Here is an 11,751-nt window from a genome sequence, read left to right on the forward strand (position 1 = left end):
CTGCCTTATTTTATCTTATTAACCTTCGGACAATATTTACATTTTTAGCATTAAAGCTCTTGAAAATTTTGTCTTCCATGCCTGCAAACTCACCGCGCTCAAACGTATAGCTGATCTTTTGGTCTTGCAGATAGCTGATGGCATCACATATGGAAGTAAGCGACTCCAGGATATGAGAAGTAAGCAGAATGGTCTTTCCCTGTTCTCGCAGTGCTTTGATGATGATCTTTAGCTTTTGTGTGGTTTCCAGGTCAACCCCATTAAAAGGTTCATCTAATATCATGATGTTCCGCTTTAGTGCGATGATTCCCATAAAAGCCAGCTTTTTCTTCATCCCGGTGGAGTACTCTTCTATGAAACGATCCAGCGGGAGTTCAAATAAATCATTCCAGCCATTGAGGTCAAAAGCCTGATTTCTGAGGCAGAACAAGCGGAGATATTCTCTACCGGTGATCCTGGAGTAAAAAAAAGGATCGGTTTCCAGGTAAGCAATGTCTTTTCTTTTCAGTATATCCTCACGAAAACTTAGCTTACCCCTGTCCAGCGTTTTCAGACCGTAGAGGGCTTTGAGCAGTGTTGTTTTCCCTGATCCGTTCAGACCGACCAGTCCATGCACGCTAGCCTCCGGGATTTCCAGGAATAAGTCCCTGTTGACGGCTTGCTTACCATAGCTCAGGCTCACATTTTCAATACGAATCATTCAGATAAGCTTTAAGGTTTACTATGGCTTTGTGCTGATAATTGAACATCATCACCAGCGGCACAGGTACAAAGAAAGGGACAAACAAGCTTAAAACATATATAGCGATAAATATACTTTTGTCCACAGATTCACCGGGTACATAAAAACTATACTTGAGGTTAATGCTCAGGATTTGTATCACTGAACAGACCAAAATGAGCACTGGAAGCACATACCAGTAAGCGGTATTCCCTAATAAGTAGATCAACATCAGAGGTGTGCAGCCCGTCCAGAACAGCAGCAGTTGCATCTTCCATTTCATGAACATAAACTGTCGGGGCGCTAACTGAAAGACTTCTACCATCTGCAGCGGTTCGCCTTCATTGTAAAAAGTGGTGGAGAGCAGGGTAAAAAGCACTAAGACTACAAAGGCCACATAAGGATATTGATAAAGAGAAATAGCAAGCATATAAAGGGCAGTGATAATAAAGCTATGCTTTCTTATGCCGCTTTTCCACTCAAAAGATTCGGCAGGGATCAGCTTAAGTCTGTGGAGAGCAGCTCCATTGCTCATCAGTATTACATTGACAAAGGGAATAATGCTGGTGGCCGTAAAGGAGAGCAGGCTTGTTATCCACTGCTGGTCCAGGAGAAGCCTAACATAAAAAGGGCTGGCAATCAAATGATATTCTACAGCATAAAGCAGATACCTCCTGATGGGCAGAAACTTGAGAAAAGCTTTGTCCTTTCTGAGTATGTGGAGGGAAAAAAGCGAGAAGATGAGCACAAAGCACAGCAAATCAGGGCTTAAGGTGAAAACTCTGGCTAGGGCAAACGATAATAAGACCAAAACAATGAGGCATCTGAAGAGGCCTAATTCTTTTAAAACCCTGATGAGTTGCTTCAGATGTAAGGACAAAAAGCTTAGGATCATCCTACTTCATTTCATCGCTCCAGGGTAATACCCGCAAGCCCATCAGTTGATCCTCCCGGTTGATCACTACTCTTACCTCAGGTTCAGATTGGGAGAAGTTACCCTTGAAACGAAAAATGGTAGCTTCCATCCCGGTTTGGGAAACCTCGTAAGCCTCCTGAAAATCCATTGAGCCTTCGTAATTTCCCACTTGTGCCTTGATCTGCTGGTAGGCCTGCTTTTGCATGTCTTCGGTAAACATATCTATAATCTGAGGAATAGCATCCTCTTCAGTAAAAGCATAGTAGCTTCCTTCTGCCATTTTACCAAGGATTTGATTGGCGAGATCTTCAGCAATTTTTACGTCAGAAGGGTTAACCGCTTCTACAGCAAGCTTTTCTACCTGAGGCTGCTCCTGTGCATTTGCCTGAAAGCCCAGTAGTAAACAAACTGCCAAACACAGGAAACGGACTGTATACATTGAGATAAATTTGTGACTTCTATTCATGATCAAGGAAAAATAGGTTTGTGAGTAACTAATTGTTTATTCATAAATTTTTAAATGCTGCCCAAGATAAAAAATGTAAAGCAGCGTACTTGGTTTACCTTTCTGCGGAACTATCAGTAAATATCTATAATATTTTCATAAAGGTTGGTACAACACGTACTTGTATTCATCGTCCTTCAATGTCATCTCAAAAACAAATAAAACACTTTGTCTGCCTTAAGTACTCACAAGCTCACGTCTTTTTTGCTAGTCATCTTTGTGCAGGAGAAAAATAAAAAAAGTGAATATCTATTGAAGATAGCTTAACATTAGTCATTACTCATTGTTACACTTTAAATCTCACATGATATTTTTTTTGAGATTTCTATTTTTTCTTATTTAACCCAAATGCATCATGAACATTTTAGTTGCAGGAGCACATGGAAAAACAGGGCTCCAAATTGTAAAGTTATTAACAGAAAGAGAACATAATGTACTAGCCATGATCAGAGATGACTCCCAATCCAGTGAAATGGAGAAGCTGGGTGCCACACCTTTTGTGGCCAACCTTGAAGGCGATGTAGAGTTTGCCGTAGAAGGAGCTGAAGCAGTTATCTTTGCCGCAGGCTCTGGGCCTGATACAGATGAAGAAAAAACCTGGGCAGTAGACAGAGACGGTGCTATCAAACTGATAGAATCATGTGAAAGGAATGGTGTAGAAAGATTCATCCTTCTGAGCTCGGTAGGTACAGATGAGCCCGAAGCAGGCCCTGAAGCTTTACAGCATTACCTCAAAGCTAAGGCGGAATCAGAAGATAGGTTGATAAAAAGTAATCTGAACTATACTATTGTTCGTCCGGGTATGCTCAACAACGATCCTGAGACGAATCACATTATCGCTCAGGAAAGTCTGAGAGGAAAAAAAGGGCAGATATCGCGCTCAGATGTGGCTTTATCCATTGTTGAGTCACTTGAAAACCAACATACTTATCGCAAGACTTTTGAAGTCATTAGCGGAGGAAATATGGAAGTAGAAAAAGCGTTGAACAGCTTATAATTCACTAAACCATTTTCAATAAAAAGCTCATCACTACTATTTATGTGTAGTAGCCGGATGAGCTTTTTCTTATGGCTTAAGCTTTCCTGCTAAATCTGATAGTCCTTTGGATTGAGCATAATTGTAAGCAGTATTCCCAGCATTATCTTTGATCGTTTTGTCTGCGCCATTATCAAGTAACATATCAATGATTTCCTGCTGACCAAAAGTAGCAGCATAAATGAGTGCTGTAGCACCATTCATGTTTTGTGCATTTACATCTGCGCCATAATCCAGTAAAAGTTGCGCGATATCCTGATGACCTTTGAAACACACTCCCATCAGCGCAGTGTTTCCGGCAGCATCCCTGGCATTTACATCTGCACCAGCCTCCAACAAAAAACGAGTGATTTCATATTGTTCGCTATAGCTTGCCATTGTCAATGGTGGGAAACCCTTTGCATCTTCCTTTTCCTTTAGACTTGGGTCTTCTTCAAGCCTCTTTTTCAAGTCTTCTACTTGACCACTTTTGATAAGTTCAAAAACATCCATAATGATAATGATTGAAAAAAATTAGGCACAAAATTTAAGATGCCAGTTTACCTATTTATTTATTCTAAATCAATGAATTAAAGTTTGGATTAAGGAATATCACCTCTGTAAAATCTGGATTTACTCTAACTCGCAAATTGATTTAAACTTAGATACCTGCTTAAAAATTTCACTTATAAGTAGTTGACTGCCAAATATTTAAAATCAATATGGAAAGTAACACTTTACTGTACAATAGGACTTAAATATACATGTTATCTTGTAATGAAATTATCATCAGCTCAGGTAGATTATGACACTTTAATGAAAACGAATTCAAAGTGTGCCTCGTACATATAACTGACTCACATTAATACTTTGTAATACAACAGATAAGTTTAATATTGATTTACTCTAGAATAAACATATGAATTTTCATACCAGAAAATGGGTAAAACCAGAGGATTTAAACCCCAATAAAACTTTATTCGGAGGTCGCTTACTACAATGGATAGATGAAGAGGCTGCACTCTATGCCGTTATCCAATTAGAGAATCAACATGTAGTTACCAAGTATATATCTGAGATCAATTTCATCAGCTCAGCGATTACCGGAGACATTATTGAAATAGGAATTGAGCCGGTATCTTTTGGCAAAACTTCTTTGACGGTACGCTGTCTTATCCGTAATAAGATGACCAGAAAAGAGATCTTGTCTATTGATAAAATCGTGATGGTTAACCTGGATGAAAAAGGAATTCCTACGCCTCATGGAAAAACAAATGTGGAGTTTGTGAAAGACCGACTCAACGCTCAGGATGAGATGAAAAAGTAATTTCCATTATATCCCTTTTTTGTCTTTAGTAAATTCTTTCATAATGGTTTCACTACTTCCTACCTGAATATAACCTTTCAATTCTGCGTGAGTGGCTGCTTCCGTTGTGTCTTGCTTGATAATCAACTCAACTCCTTTTTTGGAAAGCTCAGCTGAAATAGATTTTACCACTTCGCTGCGGTTAGGATTACTGACATCACGAATATAGATAGATAAAATCCTGCCCGGATACTCTTCCACCACCTGCTGGTAAATTTCCGGATCATGCTGTCCGCTGTCACCAATCAGTATGAATTTTAGCTTAGGATAAAACGAAAGTATTCTCCTGATTTTGTCAAGCTTATGACTCGCATGCTTTTCTTTGATAAATTTAGTTTCGCTGATCCCGATATCCCTGAGTAAAATCGGTCCTTTAGGGATGTTATTAAGTTCAAAAAAATCAGCCAGCAGGTCATACATATTCCAGGGGCTACTGGAGACGTAAAAGATAGGATTGTGCTGAGATCCATCTTTTCCCTTTTGTAAGGCACGATAAAAAGCTGAAACGCCCTTGAAGGGCATCCTGGTCTTGGCATTATTGGTCATGGCCATACGGATGATTTCAATTCTATGTGTGGTTTTAGATATCAGTATGGTATCATCAATATCAGAAATCACACCGAAGTAAGATTTTTTATCAGGTATCATCACTTCCCCCAAACCGACTATCTCTCTAGGCTCAGCATAAAGTCTATCCAGAAGTTTGAATTTGACTGTATGCCAGAGTTGATCATCAGCTAAAGGTTGATGAAAAGAGGTTTCCAGATGAAAGTAGCCCTCATCATCAGCCTTTATATCTGTTTCACTGTCCTGAAATTTAGCTTTTAACCGTACAAAAGGTATTTCACGGCTCATATAACGACGAGCCATAGCTTTTACATTGGTCCAGGTACTATCATGAACGTTAGGCTTGGCCAGACTACTTTGTTCCAGTACCCTGCCTCTGATGGTAATTCTTTCTTCATTACCATATCCACAGTAAGGGAAAATGATTACATCTCCCAAACGCCCTTTACGTACCCTCCTTTCTATCCTCCAATGGTCAAAGTGTAGTTCTGCTTGACTGAGTTTTTTTAGTAGAAAGCTTTTTAGGTTCACTTTTATTTATCTTCCTGTTTGACCACTTCCATTAAATGCTCTACACTTTCCCGGGTTATCAATTCCTGTTCCAGCGCATGTAAAGCGGGTACTGTGGTATCTTCTGCCAGTACCATGTCAATACCTCTGGCTTTCACTTGTTTGGCGATTTCACGTACTTCTTTATCCCGCTTATCTTTAGTGACATCGCGGATATAAATGGCTTTGATATGAGAGGGATATTTTCTGCTTAGGAACTCATATATTTCAGGGTCTTTCTGACCACTATCGCCAATCAGTATGAACTGCATATCCGGATAGAGTAAAAAAAGTGTAGTGATTTGTGTCACCTTATGTTTACCGTGTCCACTTTTAATAAAGGTATCTTTATCAATCCCCAGATCTCTGAGTAAAAATGGACCATTAGGTATCTCATGTACTTCGCAAAAATAGTCAAGAAGTTCATATAGATTCCAGGGACTGCTGGAGACATAAAATACAGGGTTATGCTGTTCTCCATTGCTACCGGCATACAAGGCCTGGTAAAAGGCAGATATACCTTTAAAAGGAGTTCTTGTGCGAGCGTTATTGAAAAATGTTAGCTGTGCTTTTTTTATCAGGTCGGAGGAACGAGAAATCAGAATCGTATCATCTACGTCTGAGATGACGCCATATTCACTTTTGTTAGGGATGAGGACTTTTCCTTTACCCTTAACCTCACCCTGAGAAGGGTAAACTTCGTCCAACAGTTCAAAATGAATATCGTACCATTTCTCTGTACTGTCTTCAATCTCAAAACCTTCCAGCATAGCATGGAAATAACCCTCACTATCGGTCTTTACTACCTGCTCAAGGCCCTGAAAAAATATCTTTACCCTTACATTGGGAATCTCATCGCTCTCATAGCGACGATACATGATCTGTATATTCTTCCACAAACTCGCTCCTTCTTTAGGAGGCTTACGTCCTTCAGCTTCCAACACACGTCCGTTTACCAGTACTTTTTCGGCATTTCCGAAGCCTTTATAAACCTGTATGGTAAGGGGATCCAGAAGGTTAAGCTTTTTCTTTACATAGAATGAAGATTGATCATAGGTGGTTTCTACTGCACTTAGTGACTTTAACAAAAAATCGGATATTGCTGTCATAAAAAATAGTCTTTGCTAATACAAGTCTTCTGATAAGGGATTTGTTTGCTCAAATACCTTGTAATCATTTAAGTCATCAATTAAATGTCCTAATGCAATGATGCAACAGAACCTGGCTTTATACCAGCGGATACTTCTTGATATCAAAAAGCACCATCGCATTAGCATAACCTTTAGGTAAAGTAATGGTCTTGGTAGCCCGCTGCCCCTGTTCATTGACAAATGATTGTATAAGCTTCACTTCTTCCGGTACACTGAGCTGTACCACAAAATCTCCTTCCGGGGTGTTTTTGTTGAGAGACATATAACCCTTGGCTATTTTACGCAGTCTTTCTTTGGGTGCGGTCTGATCAAAAACTGATGACAGGGTGTTGCGTGCCGCCGAGGTAATCAATGAAACTACTCCTCCCCCTGGTATCAGGCTTAAAGCACCACTTACTGCCTGTCCAAAAACCCTATGCAACAAGGCCGCAATCTTATCCTGCTTCTCAATGGCGCTGATCTCTACATCAATGCCTGACTCGCCTATGATAGCACCTTTAAAAATGATCTGATCTTTGAGAGGTATCCCAGTGAGCTCTAATGTCTTATTGTCTTGCAGGTAAACTTCCATGACTGTCGTAGGAGCCTGCATCTGAGGATTGGGATAAATGATTGACATAGAGAGCAGGTTACTTCCTTCCCCTTCACTTACTTTTCCATTTTCAATAATGGTAATGGACTTTAGTTTAATCTGAAATATCATAGATGGTGTTATGGTGTTATGGTGTTATGGTGTTATGGTGTTATGGTGTTATGGTGTTATGGTGCGTACATGATTAGTAATGAAAGGGTTACGATTCTTATGACAACGTCTCAAAATCAAATATTTACTCCCTACTCTTCTTTGGGAGCTTTGCCATCAGCACGAACGGTCATCAGTCGTTTGAGTAAGTCAAACCAGAAGGGAGCGCCTAAAGTAATGGCCAGAGCGGTGACAATCCAGCCGGGAATAGCCCTTAACCATCCCCAGAGTGACAGTTGCCCTACATTGATGGGCGCATACTCAATTTCACTCCACCCCATACCTAATGCCGACGAACTCATGCTGATCTCCTCTTCAATGAGATAATAGACCTGCCTCTGCAAACTGTCCATACTCATCTCTTTTACATCTACTCCCCTTTTCTGCTGGCTTTCAATAAAGGTTTCTGCCTGTTCAATGATTGCGGTTCTGGCTTCCGGATCAATAGACAACTTCTTGGCTATTTTAAAAGTATCAGCATTGAGTACTATGCTAATAGTGAGCCCCAGAAAAAAAAGGATGATCTGTACTCTTGTCTTGTACCATGAGGTGGCCTGCATCATCATTTCCTCGTACCATACTTCCAGATTCTTCTTGAAGCGTTCCAGGTTTCCTTCTGCCTCTGTCAGAAATGATTGCAATACTTGTTTGGTCTTACTCTCAGGAAGCCGGTTAATGCCTTGTTTTACCTTATCCAGCGTACCACCCTCTTCGGCATAGAGTAATTCCAGTATAACTTTAGAAAAATACTTATTGCTGATGTAGGATGGAAAGCTTCCCTTTTCTTTTCTCCTCAGTTTCTGTATCAGTGGATGTTCAAAAAACTTGTGGCAAAGCACATCATCTTTGCCATCATCATTGAGCATGGTCTGCAGGGCAATCTTGAGGTTAGTCCCCCGAGAGTAGAGCCACTTCATCACCATCTCATTGAGGGTGGTAGCCAGCAGACTTAGCAGCAGGTAGACAAAGATAAGGCCGATGACTACCTCCAGTACTTCTAATCCGAACATGGAGTTTAGGTTAGTTTTTGATCGTGGTCATGGTCTAAACCATTAGTTGATGAAGATAATAAGTATTCTCCAAAGCAGTACTATGCACAGACAGGCTTTTGGAACGAATATTCACCCTCATGCATCCCTGCTGAGCGTATTGGTAAAGCAATACATGCATATTTTCAATTAGTACTTATGAGTATACTTATCATATTTGTTGCATTTTTAATCATATTAACTAAACAAAATTGACAATATGTCATTGATATTATTAATATGATTTACTTCTACCATTATAAATTACACAGCTATGGAACAATTAGGTAATGCAACTTTTGAAAATTATGTAGGTCTGGAACAGGGATATTCAGAGATGGCCTACCAAATGGTATCTCATGTACTAACCCTGGGCTATGCCGTGATGTTTGCCGGATTATTGTACTTTGTACTCACTATCAAACAGGTGGCTCCCCGCTACAGAACCTCTTCAATACTCTCGGTAGTGGTGATGGTTTCGGCTTCGCTACTCCTGTATGTACAGGCACAGAACTGGACAGCCGCTTTTTCCTTTGACTTAGAAAGAGGTAGATACTTTTTGGCACCCGGTGCGGACTTGTTTAACAACGGTTATCGCTATCTCAACTGGCTGATAGATGTGCCCATGCTCTTGTTTCAGATCTTGTTTGTGGTCTCCCTCACCAAAAGTAGTTTCTCCAGCGTTCGTAATCAGTTCTGGATTTCAGGGGCCTTTATGATCATTACCGGCTATATTGGACAATATTATGAGGTGACCAACCTTCCCAGATTTGCGATTTGGGGTGCAGTGTCTACCGTCTTCTTTATTCACATACTCTGGTTGATGCGCAAAGTGATTAACGAAGGGAAAGAAGGTATCCCGGCACCTGCTCAGAAGACACTAAATACAATATGGTGGCTATTTGTCGTATCCTGGATGCTATATCCCGGTGCCTATCTGATGCCTCATCTGGCAGGAATCAATGGAGCACTCTTTAATGAAACCGGTGTATTGGCTCGTGAGATCACTTACACGATTGCCGATGTATCTTCTAAGGTAATCTATGGCGTACTGCTAACCGTGGTAGCGCAGCATCTAAGTAAAGCCGAAGGCTATAATTACCAGAAAATGACCAGCAAGGATAAAGTGCTCAACTAGGGCTATCCATAAACTTCTTATAAATTTTGGTAAACAGCTCATCACAATTTTCTGCTAATGCAGAAAATTACCTTAAGGTGTATGCACTTAGCTTGATTTTAGTGTATACACCTTTTATATTAGACAACATTTAAATGATCATCTATGAACAATCTAAGGTATGCACTAAGCCTGGGTATAGCACTACTAATCATTTCGGCATTAAGCGAAATAGATTACAGTCACTTTACATTCCAAAATGCCTCTTTGAGCTTAACTAAAATTGCTGCACTATTGCTGGCGGCTTATACGCTGTGGAGTAAACGTACTACTGAAAGATTGAAGGATAGAAAAATTGTCAGGAACATCCGGCTCCTGCTCACTGCTTTGCTTGTTTACGGATTTGTCAGATCGTCTGGGGACTGGATTTCAGCAGTTTTTCTTTGGCGGATGCTGGCTATGAATTTACTTTGCTGGGCCTGATTACCCTGAGCCTCATCGTAATCTGGACAAGTAGTGTTGAGGAACTGCTGCTCAAAGATTAATTGTAAGGCTTAAGCTCGTATACTTGTTAAGCGGCTTGTGAGTTGATCAGCGTTATATGAGTTCTTTAACAACTCTACTGTTATTCAATAGATCAAATCTCATCATTGCCATTGAAATTAAGGCCTGCCAAAGTCACCTCAGCAAGCCTTCCCCATCTACTCTATGCGTGAGTACGCACCACTATTCCTAACACTTCCAATAATTGCGGCTCATCTTGAAGCGCAAAGCGGGCTGCCTTGCGAAAATTACTCATCCAGGCATCCATCTTACGCATGGCCTCATTACGCTTCTGGGTAGCGTGCTGCGCTTCTCCCTTGCAGGCAAAGTGCTTATGACGGCCTTCATACAGTGCCTGTATGGAAGCCTGCATCTGAGCCATTTCTTCTTCACTAATGTACTGTGCAATAGGGCCACTATTCTTTAGCAGTACGCTGTAAAAGTTGTCAACGTAGGCCAGCCAGTTGTCAATAGAGACATCCAGCTTGCCCAGGCCCAGCTGTGTATACACTGACTTGTCATTTGCATAGGCGATCTTGGCTAATTTACGGTGGATAGCATGTGTTTGCTTGGCCTTACGTAAATCATCCTTAAATGCCTTGCCTACACCAAACTGATCCCCGTACTTCTGGTTCTGACTCTCATGCAGTATGCGAAACTCTTCCAGATTCGCTTTGCCTTCCTGTAGCATAGGCAGCGTATACCCTACCCTTTTCAGGGCTGCCATTATGTTGGAATATTTCATGCTATTATCAATAGCCGTACTCATCCGGGTCATCTTTTGTACAATGGTTTGTCTCATAAGCTATGTGCTTTTTATACAAAGATAGGATAGCCCATCGCTAGCAAACCACGGTTTGCAGATCGCAAAAGCACAGATGTAAGCTAGTCATTTAAATAAGAAAGAAGCCTTGTCAACAGCCCTGAATTCAGATTTTAAGCCTTTGATTATGAGAGGGGTAGAAAGGGAAAATGATGTTTTGTACGGATACCTTACTTTCCCCAATGGGGAGCCTCATAGATTGCGTTGAATTATTACATTCCCCGACGGGGAAAGCCATGTTTTGGGTACGAATCATCACTTTCCCTATTGGGGAATGCGGGCAAAAGGTTTAAAATTTCATCTTCCCCAGCAGGGAAAGTGAGGAAAAGCATATGATTCTTCTATTTCCCCTAAAGGGAAGGTGAGAGATGAGGATCATTTAACAGGCAAAACTATATGGCAATGAAAAAAATTATCATCCGACAGAGCATTCACCCTATCGTAACGTGGAATAACCTTCATGGTAGTAAGCACAGACGGAAAATGAGATGAAGCTTATGAGTATTCCTTTAAATGTGTAGCAACCCCTAATGAGATAAAGCCGTATTTATTCGGGAGATAAATAATTGATGATTCTTATAACCTGTTAGCTGAAAAGACAATGCTGCGTAATCGTATTACAAATGATGTAAGAGCATGTTTAAATTTTGAAAAGAGCGGGTCAATGAATAAACTTTAGGTTGACCAAAACTTAAAGATTTATGCAAA

Annotated in this window: 14 protein-coding genes; 5 read left to right on the forward strand and 9 right to left on the reverse strand. The window is 40.6% G+C overall.

The window, feature by feature from the left end; all coding sequences use genetic code 11:
- Window positions 1–10: 10 nt before the first annotated feature.
- From WJR50_RS15435 to WJR50_RS15445, 3 genes are read right to left on the reverse strand one after another with little or no spacing between them, the layout of a single operon-like run.
- Window positions 11–700 (reverse strand): ATP-binding cassette domain-containing protein, encoded by a 690-nt coding sequence (locus WJR50_RS15435; RefSeq protein WP_341294195.1) that lies wholly within the window; start codon window positions 698–700, stop codon window positions 11–13.
- Entirely contained in the window at window positions 687–1,616 is a 930-nt protein-coding gene (locus tag WJR50_RS15440; protein WP_341294196.1) for a hypothetical protein, read from the reverse strand. Before WJR50_RS15440 ends, WJR50_RS15435 begins: the two co-directional genes overlap by 14 nt.
- A gap of 1 nt (window position 1,617) precedes the next feature.
- A complete protein-coding gene (locus WJR50_RS15445) occupies window positions 1,618–2,076 on the reverse strand; it encodes a hypothetical protein (protein WP_341294197.1) in 459 nt (152 codons plus the stop codon).
- A 421-nt stretch (window positions 2,077–2,497) separates the two neighbouring features.
- Between WJR50_RS15445 and WJR50_RS15450 the strand changes: the two genes are divergently transcribed.
- Window positions 2,498–3,139 (forward strand): SDR family oxidoreductase, encoded by a 642-nt coding sequence (locus WJR50_RS15450; protein ID WP_341294198.1) that lies wholly within the window; start codon window positions 2,498–2,500, stop codon window positions 3,137–3,139.
- A 69-nt stretch (window positions 3,140–3,208) separates the two neighbouring features.
- Here WJR50_RS15450 and WJR50_RS15455 read toward each other — a convergent pair whose 3' ends face one another.
- Window positions 3,209–3,670, reverse strand: a complete 462-nt coding sequence (locus WJR50_RS15455) for an ankyrin repeat domain-containing protein (RefSeq protein WP_341294199.1) — start codon at window positions 3,668–3,670, stop codon at window positions 3,209–3,211.
- Between the two features lie 406 nt (window positions 3,671–4,076).
- Here WJR50_RS15455 and WJR50_RS15460 point away from each other — a divergent pair, with 406 nt between their 5' ends.
- A complete protein-coding gene (locus WJR50_RS15460; protein ID WP_341294200.1) occupies window positions 4,077–4,484 on the forward strand; it encodes an acyl-CoA thioesterase in 408 nt (135 codons plus the stop codon).
- A gap of 6 nt (window positions 4,485–4,490) precedes the next feature.
- On the opposite strand, the gene WJR50_RS15465 is transcribed toward WJR50_RS15460, so the two are convergent.
- From WJR50_RS15465 to WJR50_RS15480, 4 genes are all read right to left on the reverse strand, one after another.
- Window positions 4,491–5,621: an App1 family protein phosphatidate phosphatase gene (locus WJR50_RS15465; protein WP_341294201.1), complete on the reverse strand. Its 1,131-nt coding sequence runs from the start codon at window positions 5,619–5,621 to the stop codon at window positions 4,491–4,493.
- 2 nt (window positions 5,622–5,623) lie between these two features.
- On the reverse strand, window positions 5,624–6,748 hold the full coding sequence (locus tag WJR50_RS15470) for an App1 family protein phosphatidate phosphatase (protein WP_341294202.1): 1,125 nt from the start codon (window positions 6,746–6,748) through the stop codon (window positions 5,624–5,626).
- 118 nt (window positions 6,749–6,866) lie between these two features.
- Window positions 6,867–7,493 (reverse strand): hypothetical protein, encoded by a 627-nt coding sequence (locus WJR50_RS15475; protein WP_341294203.1) that lies wholly within the window; start codon window positions 7,491–7,493, stop codon window positions 6,867–6,869.
- 131 nt (window positions 7,494–7,624) lie between these two features.
- Window positions 7,625–8,542, reverse strand: coding sequence for a hypothetical protein (locus WJR50_RS15480; protein WP_341294204.1), 918 nt, complete (start codon window positions 8,540–8,542; stop codon window positions 7,625–7,627).
- Between the two features lie 49 nt (window positions 8,543–8,591).
- On the opposite strand from WJR50_RS15480, the gene WJR50_RS15485 reads away from it, so the two are divergent.
- From WJR50_RS15485 to WJR50_RS15495, 3 genes are all read left to right on the forward strand, one after another.
- Window positions 8,592–8,714 carry a hypothetical protein gene (locus WJR50_RS15485; RefSeq protein WP_341294205.1) on the forward strand — a complete coding sequence of 41 codons (123 nt, stop codon included), beginning with the start codon at window positions 8,592–8,594 and terminating at the stop codon, window positions 8,712–8,714.
- Window positions 8,715–8,834: 120 nt separating this feature from the next.
- The gene (locus WJR50_RS15490; protein ID WP_341294206.1) at window positions 8,835–9,698 is read left to right on the forward strand and encodes a bacteriorhodopsin; all 864 of its coding nucleotides are present in this window, start codon (window positions 8,835–8,837) and stop codon (window positions 9,696–9,698) included.
- A 144-nt stretch (window positions 9,699–9,842) separates the two neighbouring features.
- Window positions 9,843–10,160, forward strand: coding sequence for a hypothetical protein (locus WJR50_RS15495; protein ID WP_341294207.1), 318 nt, complete (start codon window positions 9,843–9,845; stop codon window positions 10,158–10,160).
- Window positions 10,161–10,383: 223 nt separating this feature from the next.
- Here WJR50_RS15495 and WJR50_RS15500 read toward each other — a convergent pair whose 3' ends face one another.
- On the reverse strand, window positions 10,384–11,022 hold the full coding sequence (locus WJR50_RS15500; RefSeq protein ID WP_341294208.1) for a PQLLE family protein: 639 nt from the start codon (window positions 11,020–11,022) through the stop codon (window positions 10,384–10,386).
- Between the last annotated feature and the right edge of the window lie 729 nt (window positions 11,023–11,751).

This window comes from Catalinimonas locisalis (assembly GCF_038039535.1).
Taxonomy (GTDB): domain Bacteria; phylum Bacteroidota; class Bacteroidia; order Cytophagales; family Cyclobacteriaceae; genus Catalinimonas.